This is a genomic window from Rossellomorea vietnamensis, from assembly GCF_025398035.1.
In the GTDB taxonomy this organism is placed as follows: Bacteria; Bacillota; Bacilli; order Bacillales; family Bacillaceae_B; genus Rossellomorea; species Rossellomorea vietnamensis_B.
The window spans coordinates 3058929-3075382 of record NZ_CP104558.1 but is presented as its reverse complement, the minus strand read 5'-3'; the positions used below and the strand labels follow the sequence as shown (position 1 = coordinate 3075382).

At 44.9% G+C, this 16454-nt stretch carries 15 protein-coding genes; 10 read left to right on the top strand and 5 right to left on the bottom strand.

Going from position 1 to position 16454, the window contains the following annotated elements; genetic code table 11:
* Positions 1 to 137 precede the first annotated feature (137 nt).
* From N5C46_RS15925 to N5C46_RS15915, 3 genes are all read right to left on the bottom strand, one after another.
* On the bottom strand, positions 138 to 620 hold the full coding sequence (locus N5C46_RS15925; protein WP_261749334.1) for a hypothetical protein: 483 nt from the start codon (positions 618 to 620) through the stop codon (positions 138 to 140).
* Positions 621 to 742: 122 nt separating this feature from the next.
* Positions 743 to 1294: an REP-associated tyrosine transposase gene (locus N5C46_RS15920; protein WP_261749333.1), complete on the bottom strand. Its 552-nt coding sequence runs from the start codon at positions 1292 to 1294 to the stop codon at positions 743 to 745.
* A 149-nt stretch (positions 1295 to 1443) separates the two neighbouring features.
* Positions 1444 to 1632, bottom strand: coding sequence for a hypothetical protein (locus N5C46_RS15915; RefSeq protein WP_261749332.1), 189 nt, complete (start codon positions 1630 to 1632; stop codon positions 1444 to 1446).
* Between the two features lie 196 nt (positions 1633 to 1828).
* On the opposite strand from N5C46_RS15915, the gene N5C46_RS15910 reads away from it, so the two are divergent.
* Positions 1829 to 2242 carry a helix-turn-helix domain-containing protein gene (locus tag N5C46_RS15910; protein WP_229595956.1) on the top strand — a complete coding sequence of 138 codons (414 nt, stop codon included), beginning with the start codon at positions 1829 to 1831 and terminating at the stop codon, positions 2240 to 2242.
* A 147-nt stretch (positions 2243 to 2389) separates the two neighbouring features.
* Here N5C46_RS15910 and N5C46_RS15905 read toward each other — a convergent pair whose 3' ends face one another.
* Positions 2390 to 4894 carry an NEW3 domain-containing protein gene (locus N5C46_RS15905; protein WP_261749331.1) on the bottom strand — a complete coding sequence of 835 codons (2505 nt, stop codon included), beginning with the start codon at positions 4892 to 4894 and terminating at the stop codon, positions 2390 to 2392.
* A 328-nt stretch (positions 4895 to 5222) separates the two neighbouring features.
* Here N5C46_RS15905 and N5C46_RS15900 point away from each other — a divergent pair, with 328 nt between their 5' ends.
* From N5C46_RS15900 to argH, 5 genes are read left to right on the top strand one after another with little or no spacing between them, the layout of a single operon-like run.
* Positions 5223 to 6404 carry an ROK family transcriptional regulator gene (locus N5C46_RS15900; protein ID WP_261749330.1) on the top strand — a complete coding sequence of 394 codons (1182 nt, stop codon included), beginning with the start codon at positions 5223 to 5225 and terminating at the stop codon, positions 6402 to 6404.
* Between the two features lie 18 nt (positions 6405 to 6422).
* The gene (locus N5C46_RS15895; protein ID WP_261749329.1) at positions 6423 to 7511 is read left to right on the top strand and encodes an extracellular solute-binding protein; all 1089 of its coding nucleotides are present in this window, start codon (positions 6423 to 6425) and stop codon (positions 7509 to 7511) included.
* Positions 7512 to 7525: 14 nt separating this feature from the next.
* Positions 7526 to 8626 (top strand): ABC transporter ATP-binding protein, encoded by a 1101-nt coding sequence (locus tag N5C46_RS15890; protein WP_261749328.1) that lies wholly within the window; start codon positions 7526 to 7528, stop codon positions 8624 to 8626.
* Positions 8623 to 10314, top strand: a complete 1692-nt coding sequence (locus N5C46_RS15885; protein WP_261749327.1) for an ABC transporter permease — start codon at positions 8623 to 8625, stop codon at positions 10312 to 10314. Before N5C46_RS15890 ends, N5C46_RS15885 begins: the two co-directional genes overlap by 4 nt.
* Before the next feature lie 16 nt (positions 10315 to 10330).
* Positions 10331 to 11821 carry an argininosuccinate lyase gene (argH, locus tag N5C46_RS15880; protein ID WP_261749326.1) on the top strand — a complete coding sequence of 497 codons (1491 nt, stop codon included), beginning with the start codon at positions 10331 to 10333 and terminating at the stop codon, positions 11819 to 11821.
* 41 nt (positions 11822 to 11862) lie between these two features.
* Here argH and N5C46_RS15875 read toward each other — a convergent pair whose 3' ends face one another.
* Positions 11863 to 12024 (bottom strand): YwzD family small protein, encoded by a 162-nt coding sequence (locus N5C46_RS15875; protein WP_261749325.1) that lies wholly within the window; start codon positions 12022 to 12024, stop codon positions 11863 to 11865.
* Between the two features lie 283 nt (positions 12025 to 12307).
* Here N5C46_RS15875 and N5C46_RS15870 point away from each other — a divergent pair, with 283 nt between their 5' ends.
* The 4 genes from N5C46_RS15870 to N5C46_RS15855 all read left to right on the top strand — a co-directional run bounded on the left by N5C46_RS15870 (position 12308) and on the right by N5C46_RS15855 (position 16229).
* Positions 12308 to 12436, top strand: coding sequence for a hypothetical protein (locus N5C46_RS15870; protein ID WP_261749324.1), 129 nt, complete (start codon positions 12308 to 12310; stop codon positions 12434 to 12436).
* 301 nt (positions 12437 to 12737) lie between these two features.
* Positions 12738 to 13232, top strand: a complete 495-nt coding sequence (locus tag N5C46_RS15865) for a hypothetical protein (protein WP_261749323.1) — start codon at positions 12738 to 12740, stop codon at positions 13230 to 13232.
* A gap of 23 nt (positions 13233 to 13255) precedes the next feature.
* Positions 13256 to 14491: an efflux RND transporter periplasmic adaptor subunit gene (locus tag N5C46_RS15860; RefSeq protein ID WP_261749322.1), complete on the top strand. Its 1236-nt coding sequence runs from the start codon at positions 13256 to 13258 to the stop codon at positions 14489 to 14491.
* 136 nt (positions 14492 to 14627) lie between these two features.
* Positions 14628 to 16229, top strand: coding sequence for an alkaline phosphatase (locus N5C46_RS15855; RefSeq protein ID WP_261749321.1), 1602 nt, complete (start codon positions 14628 to 14630; stop codon positions 16227 to 16229).
* The last annotated feature ends 225 nt before the right edge of the window (positions 16230 to 16454 follow it).

The following is a 16454-nucleotide window of genomic DNA, read 5'->3' as shown; positions in this document are numbered from 1 at the left end:
GTCAACGAAAAAAAGGGTGATTTTAGAAACTTAGAGAGGTAGTTTGGTAGCGTGGTAAAGGGTTTGCGGCGGGATGGGATGGGGAGGTCCGTCCCTCAAAAAAAGACGTACCTGTTCAGGTTCGCCTCATTCCTCCTTTACTCTTCTTGTTTTTTTCCTTTTCCTTTGAATACCTGGGGATTGTTCATAAGGTAGGTGACGGTTCCGTCATCGGACTTCAGGCTTAAGTAGGATAGGATATCCTGCTTGTCTTCGCTGGTGATCGGGCCGTCTACAGGGTATAGGGGCAGGATATTCAGTTGCTCCGTACCCTCCCGCTTTTCGAGTACGATCTTGCAATCCTTTGGTGTGTTGTCGCCTATCCGGACGAATTTGAACGGGATGGAGTGACTCCGGTCGACGGGAACGGCAAACAATGTCGTGAACCCGACTGTTTCAAGAATCTTATCCGAGTACATGATGCTCTCAAGGGCATGAGAAAACCCCGGCGGACGGTTGACCACGACCAACTTATTATAATAATGCTGCCCTTGAAAAACGACTAAATGTTTCTTTGATCTCTTGACGATTCTTTTGGAAACATGAAAATCCTCGAATACTAACAGAAATTCTTTTCTCATACTTTCCTCCTCCTTGAAATAGGAATTTTGTCCTACTGACTATGAATTTCGACACCAGTATCCAAAATCCTCTATATCTCTCCAAAAATATTTTATTTTTTTAACTTTTTATTTGGATTTTATTATGATTCTTTGTGCTGTACTTCTTTCTCTACATATTCCTTATATCGACTGATTTGTGGTGCCGGAAAATAATTGAGGGTGCGTTCCTTTGAAAGTAAGGGGTTATCAATGGAATGGATGTAGAAAGGATAACTGCTCCAGGGGTATGTCTCGGGATGGATGGTGAGTTTCGCTTCAACCGGATTGTGGTGGATATACCTGCTCGCTTTAATGAAATAGGATGGTGTATCTATCTTGGTCGATCCATACCGCCCTTGAAACACATGACCTACATAATCATATTTCTTGTTGAAATAAACGGCATAGCGGGTGTGAAGGATACGGATGATTCTCTCAAGTGGAACATCGTGGGTTTCGATCAGCAGATGGATGTGGTTGGACATCAAACAGTAGGCGTGGATGGTAAATGGGTCCTTTTCTTTCGTTTCCTGCAAATACGTTATATACTTCCTGCGGTCTTCATCATCATGAAACAGATCCTGCTTCCGGTTGCCCCTCGCCGTCACATGATACGTCGTTCCCGGACTCCAATTCCGAGGCGTTCGAACCATAACAACAACTCCTTTTCTTCAATCTCCTAATCTTACACATTACCTATTCGACACAAATGCGTAAAATCCTCTTTTTCATTTGAGGGACGGACCTCTATTCATTCACGGACCTCTGTAAATGAAACGGGTAGAGAGGTCCGTCCCTCACTCTATCTCTCTCTTCTGTCGTAGTCAAGATTGGTGATGTTTCTGTGTGTGTAGTAGATGACTCGTTTTTTTCCATGATGTTTGGTGCTGAATATTAGATTCGACTCCGGTTTCAGCTGGATCCATGTAATGACTTTCTTTTTGCCCTTCGTTGAAAGACTGGCCACTCTCTCTTTTTGCTGTTCCCCCATTCTATCTCCACCTTTTCCCCCAATTCGACAAAATTACAATTATATTTACATTTTAATACGTATTACTGTAATTTTGTATACCTTTTCCAAATTATCTTAAATCGTAATCAAAATAACGATTTCAAAACGTGTAATTCTCTAATGCGTGAACATAAAAGCTTTATCTTGAAGAAAAAAGGGATAGTCGGTGAAAACAATGGATTTACATGTAGAATTACAGCATTATCGCAATGATGTATTGGAGCTTACCCAGAGAGAAGCCGCCCTTCGCCTGAATATCAGCCAGGGCGCATTATCAAACTATGAAACTGGTGCAAGGGACATCCCCTACAAGATGCTGCTTACCTTTAAGGAAGTCTATAAAATCCCCACCCACGAAATGAACCGGATCATGTACGGGGAGGAAAGCGACAGCCTTGGACAAAGCCACGACCCCATGATCCTGAGGGAAACCTTCGAAGACGAAGAAACAAAAGAAATCCTGAAAACCCTCGGGGAGCATCCCAAATTCAAGCGAACCCTGTCATCCCTCTCCTACTTCACAGAAAAGCGCAAAGAAAAATTCATCGCCCACGTGAACCACTTCTATCAGACTATGAAGGGCTGGTAGAGCTCGCTGAGAGGGACGGACCTCAGATTTCTTCTTATGAAATAAGGGAAATGCCTGGTATGACAGCGTTCCTTATGAAGTTCACGTATAAAAATAAGGTCCGTCCCTCAAAGATGAGGGGCGGACCTTGAGGGGCGGACCTTTGTTTTAGTTGGTTTTTCCGTAGCTTAGGAGGTTGGTGAAGATTCGGTAGCCTCCTGGGACTCCTCCTTGGATTTGGCGGTAGAATACGAGGTTGGTGTATAGGTAGGTTCCTTCACCGTATTCGGCCATGAGGATGCCTCCGTCGAATGAGTCTTCGCCCGGGTCTGCCATGCGTACGAATGTTTCGTAACGGTCATCCCAACTCATCGGGTAGTATAAGCCTCTTTCTTGTATCCAGTTATCCCAGTCCGATCCGGTGATCGTATTAGGGTAGTTGAATAATGGTGATTCCGGCTGCAATACCGTCACGGCCGCGTCTTCATCCGTCACTCTCCAGCGGATCGACGGGTTACCGATGGTTAACGGATATGGTGCTGTCGTCTCTTCATCCCATCTGTCGTTCGGCTTATGGTATTGAACAACCAGATGGCCCCCGTTTTCGACGTATTCTTTCAGGCGTGGATTATTCGCAACAAGGTCATCCCTTGATAAATAGGCGCGGATCCCGGTCACGATCGTATCGTATTGGCTGAGATCTCCCGATGCCAAATCGTCCTCCGTGAGGGACGTGATGTCCATCCCCACATTGCGTAGATAGTCTGCCACTTTATCAAAGCCGCTTTCAATGTAACCTACTTTCAAGTTGTCGGGAGTCAGCAATTCAAACGCCACTCCGTTCACCTTTGAATCATACAAGTAATAAAACGTCCCGATATGGTCATAGCTTATTTCCTGGACCGTTGAAGAGAAGGTTTTACCGTCGACAACGGCTTGTGCATCCACTTTGAAATTCCCTTCACCGATGTCTTCCGGCGGACTGAGTGTAAAGGTAACGTCTTTCTCCTCCTGTGACTCATCAAATTGAACGGTCACCTCTTGTGGGGATACCTCCCAGCCTTCGGGAGCCGATAAGGATACCTGTGAAGTGGTGGCTCCATCGCGATAGTTCTTCACCTTCGCCACCACCGGGATTTCGTCCTGTACATCAGCCCGGTTAACCACGATATCTTCCGGATTAAGGGTGATGCCTACATCAGGTAAAACGGCGATGGTTCCGTCCAGGTTCTGGACGTGGGTCGATTTAGCCCCGGCAGACTCAAAGCTCACTTTCGCCTGGATGGCCGGATCTTTGTATGCGTGATAATAGTCAGCATCTTCCGGTACTCCTACGGTAAAGGTCATTTCACGCTCCTCACCAGGTTTCAGGTCTACCGATTTTCCATTTTTGGATACCTTCCATCCTTTTGGTGTCAGTAGCTCGACTTTCGCTTTTTTCAGCTTCTTTTCTCCCTCGTTGGAAAGCTTAACTGTCACCTCTGCATCTTGACCCTTTGTCAAAATATTGGTTTCTGAAGAAGCCTCCACATTTAATTCCGAAGCGACAAAGCTCACAGTGTTCAACTGCTCTTTCTTCAGGGAAATCTTATGAAGCAAATCTTTCTTCATTTGGCCATCAAGCTTTGCCTTTGCGGTTTTCTTCTCAATTTTTTCTACTTCTTTCAATGCCTTCTGTGTTTTATCGAATGCTTCCCCTCGATCAGGATAGCTTGAAATGATCCCTTCCAGGCTCTTTTGGAACTTAGTGAAATGAACTTTGAGTGACTTCTCACCCTTAGGCATCTCTTCCGCCCACTCTTTAAAATCATATGGGATCCCTTCGAAAAGTTCATCAGTTCCAGTCGTTTGTACAGAACTCTTCTCTAAGTCCAATAGAGTCTGTCTTGGCTCGACATCCACTTCACTCCCCATCCCCTGGCTCTTATGCATATAGCGGGATTCTTCCCCGATTTGCGGGTAAGACATTTCATAGATGGGATCATAATCCCCTACTTCTATAGACGTGGTGGCTGTCTCTTCTGATTCCGCAGGTAAATAGAACTTTTTCACCTGCCAAACCGACAAACCTTCTTTCAATTGGTCCGGGAACACGTCTGGGTTTGCAGCGTCCTCGAAAGCACGTTCACTAAGTATGGAGATGGCACGATGATGTCCATGTTGGGTGTCTGAGTTTCGGAAGGATGGCATTAGAATATCCGGCTGGTAGGTCCGAATGAACCGGATGAGCCTTTCGTAAGTGAGTTCTTCCCCCCACTTTTCCAGTGTTTCATCTGGGGTCTTTGAAAATCCAAAGTCGTAAATCGGATCTGAGGTGGTTTCACTGAGGTGGTAGGCTTTTACGCCTGTGATCTTGGCTGCTTCGATCATTTCCCTGGAGCGGATGATCCCGAGGGCGTTCCCGAGCTCCTGGCCGATTTCATTTTGGCCGCCCTCTCCCCTATTCGCAATCAAGCTGGAGGTCTTCACTCCGAGACCCCTGGATAAGTACGCAAGGAAATCGCTTCGTTCATCATCGGGATGAGCCCCGGTGTTCAAGAACGTTACCGTCGTATCCAACGGCTTGACGGCATTCCACAATTCTACATCATGCTCTTCTGAATGAACGACACCACTAAAAGGTAAAAAAGAAAGCACCAACAACAGCGAAAGCAAATAGCTCATAAACTTCATTGTGTAACCCCTTTCATTTTTCAGGAATTTGGTTTACCGTTCAAATGCCGCCAACACTCCTTTCGTCATAGGTCTTTAGTATGTTAGTTAAATTACCTAACTAACTAAACCCAGCAGCCTCTCCTAATTAGTATCACACCAGGATAATATTGTAAATATATATTTTACAGAAAATTCAAACTGTTGTCATATTACTTTTTTAAATGTTCATAAAATTAAAATAACTATTGTAACTTATTCCATAATAAGGTATATTTCTTGTTAATTAGTAAAGTTTACTAACCAAAATAAAGAAGGCCGTGATGCAATGAGTTTGAGAGGGGCACCTATGCAGATGAAATCGATGAATAAAAAGAGAGTACTTCAGTGCATTCAAGAGAACTCGCCTATTTCCAGGGCAGAAATTGCTGCACAGATGAACCTGAGTAAGCCGACCATCTCGTTGATTGTAGATGAATTGATAAAGACAAATTGGGTGTATGAAAAAGGGATCGGGCCCTCTTCATCACATGGAGGACGGAAGCCGATCCAGCTCTTTTTCAATGAAAAAGCCGCCTATGTGATTGGAACGGACATCGGAGGTACGAAGGTCAAGACGATTGTTTCCGATTTGAGCGGAAACGTCCTTCATTCAAAAAGCTTTTCAACATCCCATTATTTGCAGACAGGTCTTTTGGATCAGATTGCAAAAGATGTCTTCCGCATGCTAGATCATCTGGACATTCCGACCGGTGATGTATTAGGAATGGGCATCGGTGTTCCGGGGATCACACAGAATGGGGTGGTCCTTGAAGCCCCGAGCCTCAATTGGATCCGATACCCGATCCTTTCAGAAGCTGAAAAACACTTCCCCTTCCCCATCCACGTCGACAACGATGTCAATGTTGCTGCACTGGGGGAGCAGTGGGTCGGAAGCGCGAAAAACAATCGCCATGTCCTGTTCATGGCTGTCGGGACCGGTATCGGAAGCGGGATTATCATCAATAACCAGCTTTACAGGGGTCATTCCAATGCCGCCGGCGAGATTGGGTATATGGTGACGGATAAGGAGGACCTCCAGAATGATTTCAAACCGATGTTTCATCGGTATGGTTATCTTGAGAGTGTAGCAGGCGGCAAGTCCATTGGACATAAACTGACAACCCTCGTATTGGAGAATCCTGATCATCCTGCTTATGAAGAGGCGAAACAATCAGAGTTATCCGGGGAAAGTGCCTTTCAACTGGCAAAGTCCGGAGACCCGACTGCCATCTCCGTCGTCCATGATGCGATTGACCATTTGGGATACGGAATCATCAATGCCGCAAGCTTACTGAATCCAGAGGTCATTATTTTAGGAGGTGGTGTGTTAAAATCATCGGATTTCATTCTTCCCAGACTGCGGAAAATGGTTGATGAGTATCTTCCCAGTTCAGTAGAATTGAAGATTTCACAATTAGGGGGAAATGTGGGCGTTTTAGGTGCAGTTTCACTATTTTTACGCGAGCATGAGGGTTTGATTAATTTTTGATAACAAGGGGGATTTTTCATGAAGTTGAACAAGAAATTATCGATGGTGGCAACGGTATCTCTATCTGCTTCTTTACTGCTTTCAGCTTGTGGTGGATCAGAGAAAGGGTCAAGTTCAAGCAGCTCTGGGGAAAAGGATAATAAACTTGAAGAAAAGATTGTTGTGTATTCTCCTCATGGAAAAGACATCCTGTCTAAATTCGAACAGCAATTCGAAGCAAAATATAATATCGACGTTGAGTGGCTCGATATGGGTTCCCAGGAAATCCTGGACAGGATCCGGTCGGAAAAAAATAACCCGCAGGCAGATGTCTGGTGGGGGGCTCCTTCCACCAACTTTGATCAAGCGAAAGATGAAGGACTGTTGAAACCTTATGAACCATCCTATGCGTCAAGCCTGGATGAAGGCTTCCACGATCCTGAATGGAACTGGTCCGGTACGAGTCAGACTCCGGAAGTCATCATGTATAACAGCAAAGAAATCACGAAAGAAGAAGCCCCTAAGGACTGGGATGAACTACTGGATCCGAAGTGGAAAGACGAAATCATCATTCGTTATCCTCTCGCTTCCGGAACGATGAGAACGATTTTCTCGGCGATGATTTATCGTGATTACAAAGATTCCAATGATCCGGCTAAAGGATATGAATGGCTCGAGAAGTTAGATGCAAACACGAAGGAATATTCAGCAAACCCTGAAATGATGTACAACAAGGTCGCGAAAGGCGAAGGAGCCCTTTCCGTCTGGGCGATGCCTGATGTCGTCATGTTAAAAGAAAACAAGAACTATCCGTTTGAATTCATCATTCCTGAGAGCGGGACGCCGGTCTTGACGGAGGGTATCGCTCTTGTTGAAGGTGCACCTCATCCAAAGGCAGCTGAAGCCTTTTACGAATTCGTCAATACTCCGGAAGCCGCTAAGATCCTGGCGGAAGAATTCTACCGTATCCCGACGAGGGACGATGTCGAGGGACTTCCTGAATGGATCACGAACACTGAAATCAAGAGTATGGACATCGACTGGAAAGTATTCCAGGAAAAAAGTGATGAGTGGATGAAGCATTGGGATGAAAACATCAAAAACGGAGAGAAAGAAATTAAAGAATAGGAAGTGTAACCGGTATGGCGTCGATAAAAATAGATAATGTCCAGAAAGCCTTTGGAAAGGTTGTAGCAGTTGATGGATTAAACTTGGATATCAAGGACGGTGAATTCTTTACCTTCCTTGGTCCAAGCGGTTGTGGTAAGACAACCACCCTAAGGATGATTGCCGGATTCTACTATCCTACTAAAGGTGTCGTCCGTTTTGGTGAAAAGGACATGACGCGCGTACCTCCTGAAAAAAGAAATACGGGCATGGTTTTCCAGAACTATGCCCTTTTTCCTCACATGACGGTATTTGAAAATGTCGCTTTCGGCTTAAAGGTCCGGAAGCTGGCTGTTAAAGAAGTAAAGGCCCGGGTTCAAGAGGTATTGAATAAAGTCAGACTTGAACAATATTCCGATCGTCAGGTGAGTCAATTAAGTGGAGGTCAACAACAGCGTGTCGCGTTAGCCCGTGCATTGGTGATTGAACCGGAAATCCTTCTGTTAGATGAACCACTCAGTAATCTGGATGCGAAACTTCGTGACGAAATGAGAAGCGAGATCCTCAGGTTACAGAAAGAATATAAGATCACCACCATTTATGTGACCCATGATCAGGCAGAAGCCCTCTCCATGAGTGACCGGATTGCCGTTTTCAACTTCGGTGTATGCCATCAGGTAGGGACACCGACTGAAATCTATAATTCCCCTGCCAATGACTTTGTCGCAAGTTTCATCGGGGAGATCAATCTATTACCCGTTTCCCTCAACCGCGTCGAGGAAGACAGCGTGTATGTCTCCTCCAAAAACGGCACCATCATCCAAGAGATCACTGTACATAACCACCCTCACATCGGTGAAATGAATGAACAAGGTGACATTGCCCTCTCGATTCGTCCAGAAGCTATAAAACTCGTGGATGTTGACGGGGAAAATGTTTTCAGGGCAACCGTGAAGGAAGTTCACTTCTTTGGGTCCGTCATCAATGTGCAAATAGAAGTCGATCAACAACTGTTACAAGTTCATACCTTGAATACACTACTTTCCAGCAAACTTCAACCAGGTGATGTCATCCGGATTGAATTGCCTAAGGAACATATGCGTATCATTCCAGTGATCAGCGGTGATGCCCCATGATCAAAAACCGTGATACTCGTTTGACATTATGGCTGCTGCTTCCTGTACTCCTGGTGTTGATTGCTTACGTCCTTTATCCTTCGTTGCGGACATTTCTGGAAAGCTTGAACAAAAACGGCAGCATAGGCTTTGAAAATTACTCAGACTTTTTCACTCAAGAATCGAAAACCAATCTGGAAGCTTTATGGAACTCCGTTTATATTTCGGTGTTAAGCGTTCTCGTTTCTGCCCTCATTGGAATTCCACTGGCGTTTATTTTTAACCGCTATGATTTTCCGGGTCGCAATTTCTTTTCAACAGCCGCTATTATGCCCATCGTCCTCCCTTCCCTGGTCGGGGTCATGGCCTTCATGTTTTTATACGGTGAGACGGGATTAATACCGAACGCCATCAAGGATTTGTTCGGTTTAAAGGACGTCCCCTTTAAAATCGGCGGTGTATCGGGAATCTTGATTGTCCACGCATACACCATGTATGTGTATTTCTATATGACTGTCTCATCAGCCATCAATAAAATTGATCCATCCCTGGAGGAAGCGGCCTTTAACCTGGGGGCCAACCGATTCAAGGTATTCTGGAAGGTAACCTTTCCATTATTGACTCCAGCGATTGTCGCTGCTTCATTGCTTGTATTCATGATTTCAATGGCATCGTTCAGTGCCCCGTTTCTACTGGCGGGCGGATATCGCGTTCTAAGCTTACAAATTTATTTTTCCAAGATCAATGGTGATATGGAAGTCGCCGCTACACAATCTGTCATTCTATCAATTGTATCAATCAGTTTCTTACTTTTCATGAGATGGTATCAAAATCGTAAAGATTATCGCATGGCTTCGAAGGGGATCGGTGCCCATCGAAGTGAAGTGAAAAATCCATTGATGAAGTGGGCATTGGTCGCTGCAGGTGTCATTGGGGTGATCATCCTTCTCCTCCCTCACTTCACCATCCTGCTTCTCTCACTCGTTCCGGATGGTACCTGGACTTGGCAAACGTACCCTTCGGTGTTTAATTTCGAAAATTACCGGTTACTCTTTGAGGACCCGAATATATTTAAACCGCTTAAGAACAGTTTGATTCTTTCTTTCATTGCAACAACGGGGAACCTCGTTTTCGGGGTACTGACATCTTACTTATTGGTCAAACGCAAATTTGTCGGAAAAAGCTTTGTGGATATTTTAGTGATGATTCCTTGGGCACTTCCGGCAACCGTTATCGGGATGAACCTGATTTTCGCCTTTAATGAGCCGACCATCTTCTCTTTCGGCAACATTCTTGTCGGCACGTTCTGGATCCTGCCGCTCGCCTACTTCATCAGGCATATCCCATTGGTTGTCCGTTCAACGAATGCCGTACTTGAACAGCTTGATGACTCGATTGAAGAAGCTGCAAGGAGCTTGGGGGCCAAATGGTTCTATACCTTCAGGAAAGTCATCCTGCCGATCATCATGCCGGGCGTCCTTGCCGGGACACTCCTTGCTTTCGTAGAATCCGTCGGGGAGTTTCCAACGTCCGTCTTACTTTACACCTTATCCAACCGCCCTATATCCATTGAAATCATGAACCAGCTTCGCATGTTCAATATGGGGCAGGCTGCTGCTTATGGAATGATTCAAATCGCGATCATCGCCATCATTCTGTTCATTTCAAATAAGTTTTTCGGTGTGAAAGCCGAGAGATCATTATCTTAGAATCGGAGTTGAAAGAATGGTCAATTTAGACGATTTCATTAAAAGTGAAGGCAGTTCTTTCCCTGGCAAGACCTATGTTGAAGAGCTGCTCATGCCTGTGTTCAATGATCAAAGGGACTATCTGTTTCATGTCATGTTCGATATTCACAGGGCCCATGTCATCATGCTGTCCGAACAAAAGATTCTTTCTAAGCACGAAGCCGAAAAAATGTTAGAGGGGATCAACCGTGTAGCAGAAACGGATGTAGTCGGAGTATGCTACCAGCCACAATTTGAAGACCTGTTCTTTATGATGGAGGCTAAAATCGGGGAGGAAATCGGAGACGAATTAGCAGGGAAAATCCATATCGGACGAAGCAGAAATGACATGGGGGTCGCCATGTACCGCCTTGTACTGAGAGAGCACCTCCTGCGACTCTTACAGACTTCCAACCAATTAAGCGAAGTATTACTCTCTCAAGCCGAGCAGCATACGGAAACGGTCATGACAGGATATACGCATACACAGCCCGCTCAGCCAACCACTCTGGGGCATTATTTCTTAGCCATTTACGATGTCCTGCAACGAGATATTAAACGGCTTGAATCAGCCTATGAAACAGTGAATCAGTCTCCTTTGGGGGCCGCTGCCCTTACCACAACCGGCTTTCCCATCAATCGGGAGCGCACCCGTGAATTACTGGGATTTGATTCAATCATCGAAAACTCCTATGATTCGATCGGAGGCGCTGATTACCTCCTGGAAACCTCTACAGCCCTGATGACATGCATGGTCAACACCGGACGATGGATCCAGGACTTCCTTCAACATGTCACAAGGGAGTTCGGAACGTTTCTGGTGGCCGATCCATATGTGCAGGTAAGCAGTATCATGCCCCAGAAAAGAAACCCGGTGTCCATCGAACACTCCCGCTCCATCGCGAGCAGCGCATATGGGGATGCCCTTGCCGCAATGAACATGGTGCATAACACCCCGTTCGGTGACATCGTCGATACGGAGGATGACCTGCAGCCGCATCTCTATCGTGCGTTCAACAACGCGAACCGTGTCTTAAAGCTTATGTATGCCGTCATCGCCACCTTAAAAGTCAACAAGGATCATGCCAAAGAAATGTCCAAGAAATCCAGCATTACGATTACCGAGCTTGCTGACACCCTGTCCCGGGATTACAGCATCCCATTCCGAAAAGCACATTCCATCGCCAGCTTCATTTCCAGAAAAACGATTCAGGAAAGAAAAGAACTTTACGACTGGGATGTTGAAGAGATCAATAAAATGATTCAAGAACATGCCGCCATTACATTGACCGATGAAAAATGGAAGAAGATCATCTCTCCGGAATATTTCATCAAAATAAGGGATATCCAAGGGGGCCCAAGCCCTGAGGAAGTAAAAAGAATGATCAACACCAGAAACAAAACTCTCACCCTTCAAAGGGAAGAACTGGATTACACGGTTCAAACGTTGATCCAAAGAAGAAAAGATTTGGTGTCCTTCCGTTTTTAATACAAAAAAACCAAAAGCGCTGAGACTCCCCATTAAGGATTCTACAGCGCTTTTTCGCTTTGATTTAATGAAAAACCATTCTGTAACTCTTGCTTTAACCAATCAATCATCTTATCCGTATCCATATTCCCCTGCTGACCCTTGTCATATGCTTTCTGGATAACAGAAAGGACATGCTGATCCTTGCTTATATTTCTATTCAAAACGGACAACCTCCTACATTATCAAACAGTTTCTATCACTTTATTACACTATTATACGAAAGTTCAAACATCAATTACTAGATAAAATACCATATTAATACAATTTACAACAAAATATTTTTCGACACCCTCCGAAATAAACAGGACTTTTCACCCATTAACTTTTAGCAATTATTTCCGATAATAGGATGGTATGGGGAAATACCTAACGATCGATAAATATAAAATACATACGTTCGTTATTGTCTAGCAGCTTCAAGTCAGGAAAAGGGGGAAATTTAAAGTGGCATTTTTAACACCGGAAGAGGCAATGAAAAAGAAGAAAACCCAGAAAGTTATTACATATGTAAGTTTCGTAATTATTACGATTCTACTAATAGCAGGAACCACCTACTTAACCTATCAAGCATAAACTGACCAAAAAGCGTCCATTTGACGCTTTTTTATTTTATTTCTTTATTCGTTCTACAATTTATGGAAAAGTTCGATGATTTTCGATAGAATAATAGATGGAATCTATTCAAGTTGGAGGACAACATTTTATGCATAGAGAAGTCAGACTTTTCAGGGGTTTGAAACACCCATCAACCTTCTTTTATCAACTTAATGAGATGGAGGCACTAAACGGATATAAGAAAAGAGTCTCATTCCTCTTCTTACTGTCCATTATAATATTTGGTTTGATTTCGTCTTTCGGAATAGGAATGGACCCTTTGTCTAAAGAATTGACAAAGCTGTCCCCGACTGCATTCGAATTGGAGAAATTTTTATTTTTCTTAGGGAGACTAATAGCCGGATTGCTTTATGCAGCCATTATTCTCTTTTTATCATCACTCATTTTCTGGACCATTTCAAACGATGGTGAGTACAGGAAACTGGTTGTCACTCAAGGTCTGGTCCTGATCATTTTATTACTTGAAAAACTGACCTACATACCATTATCACTCTTCTTTTCCCTTGAATGGTACTCCTCACCGGTCTCTCTAGGGGTACTTGCTCAATATGTAACATCAAAATCGTATGTGATTTATTTAATGGGAAGCTTCTCCCTTTTTAAAATATGGGTTTTCTATATTCAATACAAAGGAATCAAACGACTAACCAATCAAAAAAACTGGATCATCTGGCTAGCCATTCTTTTGACAAATATATTCTTATGGGCTCTAAATGCGTTATTGGCTTTTTTAAATATATCGACCCTAATTTAACTTTCTAAAGGCTGTGATACATAATGAAGAAACGAACCATATTTTATAGCACATTGACGTTCTCTCTATTGTTTATTGGTACAAACACCTATTTGATCGAAAAAGCAAATAGCAAGGTGGACCGTGAAGTGCATGTGGACAACTGGGAAGTCAGCAGCAAAGATGACCTGGCCAAAGAGCTCCCCAAGCCCGGTGTCGTTACAGCCGAAGATGAGAGCTACATCTATTTTAACGACGAATTCGGATCCTTCAAGAAATTCTTAGTGAAGGAAGGTGATCAGGTTTCGAGCGGAACCCCCCTCTACGAATATGAAGTAACCGATCAAACACTACAAAAAAGTGTCTTGAAATCCGAAGTGGAAAAACTGGAAGATGAGATCGATAGCATCGAGAATACCATTGGCGACTTAGAAAGCTTGGAATCTTCACTTCCGTCTGTGTCATCCGATGAAAAGGAAATTCCCATTGCGGCAAGCGCACTTCAGTCCGAAGTGGAATTAAAAAAAGAAATCGCTGCAAAAGAACTTGAAGTCGAACGAAACGAAAGTCAGATTGATAATCTGGAACGGCAAATTTCAGATATTGACTCGTATGAAACGACCTTGACCTTTCAAAGCAGCGTGGATGGAACGATCAAAAATCTCTCACATAAGTTAGACAATCCTTTAATCACGATCGCTTCAGAGTCTACCATCGTGACGACCGACCTGACAGAGGAAGAAATCGTAACCGTGAAAGAAAACATGAATGCCACCGTCCAATCGGATGTGGAGAAAGCAACCCTAAAAGGCATTGTTACAAAGGTCTCCAACCTTCCCAAAAATGATCCGCACTTGCAAACGGATAGTATGTATCCTGTCGAGGTAAAGATCCAAGATGATAAAAATAACCTTCTTCCCGGGCACCACGTGTTTTTATCCATCATTACAGAGAATATAAACGGATCCATTGTGCTTCCTGTTACAGCGATTGAAAAAGACAGTACAGGAAAATTTGTCTGGATCCTTTCAAAGGACGGAACCGTTGAAAAGAGAAAAATTAAAACAGGGCTGGAAGTGGGTGGTCAGCAGCAAATAATATCAGGAGTAAAAGCCGGGGAATATTATATTGTTTATCCTGATGACATCACGGCATTAAAACACGGGACGCCCTTCATAACAGGGATTGATTGGAACAGGATCAATTGGAAGGGATTAAAGAAATTGGACCGTGCAACTGTATTAGAAAACCTTTTGGTCGGAATATTAGAGCGTAAATAGCATTCCACGGGACAATATTAGGCGATTCGTTTAACTGACGAATCGCTTTTTTCATTTCATTGATCTCTTCATACATACTCCTCCCCTACCAACAAATACTATACCCACACTAAATGAAAAGGAGCCCGAATCCACCATGAAAACACTCAAACGCCTCACCATCCTCCTATCACTCCTAACCCTCACCCTGCCCACCACCACAACCGCCGCCCCGCCACCCCACAAAAACGTCATCCTCATGATCATGGACGGCACCAACTCCGACATCCTCACCCTGTCCCGCTGGTATCGAGGGACGGACCTCAAGCTCGATACGATTTTGAGAGGCGGCGTCCGAACCTATTCCGCCCAGTCCGCCATCACCGATTCCGCTGCGGCAGGTTCTGCCATGGCAACAGGTGTGAAGACGAAAGCTGATTATATAGGAATGAATCCCGACAGACGGCCCGTTCTGACCGTCCTCGAAGGCGCTAAGCTGTCCGGCTACAACACTGGCATCGTGTCCACCTCCCCCATCCAGCACGCCACCCCCGCTGCGTTTACGTCCCATGTATTGAACCGGGATGAGTTTGGAGATATCGGTGAACAGCAGGTGTACCAAGGGCTGGATGTCGTATTGGGAGGCGGCGGCGCATGGCTAAAGCCGCAATCCAAGGAGCCCACCAAAGACGATGACGGCATGCTAAAAACAAAGCAGGTCAGCCGTGAAGACGGAGAAAACCTTTTTAAAGAGATCCATTCTTCAGGCTATGAGTTGGTTCGGAAGAGGGACGGACTTCTAAGGGGGACGACCTCACCCAAGCTATGGGGCGTGTTCGCTGATGAGGATATCTCTTATGAACTGGACCGCCCTCATCTGAACCCTGATGAGCCTTCCCTTGCAGAGATGACCCATGCAGCCATTGACCGACTTTCTCAAGGGGAAAAGGGATTCTTCCTCATGGTCGAGGGCAGCAAGGTGGACTGGGCCGCTCATAAGAACGATCCGGTCGGCATGATCAGTGAGGTATTGAGCTTTGACGATGCTGTACGTGAAGCCCTTGATTTTGCCCGTAAAGACGGGAACACCATGGTGGTTGCCGTGACGGATCATGGAAACAGCGGACTGACACTTGGGAATCACGGGACAAACAGAGATTATAAAAGTCTGCCTGCCGATAAGTTCATCAAGCCACTGAAGAAAGCCAGGCTTACCGTCAAGGGCGCCACATCCCAGTTGAAGAAGGATCGATCGAATTTAAAAGAGGTTCTTTCAAGCTATGGGTTGGGTGAACTGAACGGGAGGGAATATGGCAGGATGGAAGCCGCAAAGAGCGTTGACGATCTTGAGAATGAGATGGTGAAACTGATGGCGAAGCGGGCAAACCTCGGCTTCACCACCCACGGTCATACCGGGGAAGACGTCTTTTTATACTCATATGGACCAGATAAGCCGGTCGGACTGATCGAAAACACCGACATCCCGCGGGTGATTTCTACTTATATGGGATTTTCATTGGGCACCGACCCGTTCGCTTCATGGTATGTGGATGGGGTGAAATTTTATCGGGAGAGGGGCTATGAGGTTTTGGTTGAGGGACGGACCTCTAAAAACCCTGTGATGGTGGCGGAGCGTGACGGCGAGGTGCTCCGCTATCCCGAAAATAAGGATTTTTACTGGAGAAATGATGAAAAAGTGGGGTTGAAGAGCGTGAATGTGTTTGATGGGGAGAGGTTTTATGTGCATGTGGAGGAGTAGGTGGGAATTGGGACGGTTTTGAAGGGGGACCTTATATAATCGACTTCCTAAATATATTATCGACCGCCCCCTTCACCTCCTTGCCAGGCACCAAACCACCTCCCCTCCCACACCATTCGACAAACCCCACACCCTCTCCCCACCACTTCCCCCACCCCATGTTCCTTTTCCCCCTCCTTTTGCGTTATAATAAAAGAATGCGATTTTATAGATTGGAGAGGTTGG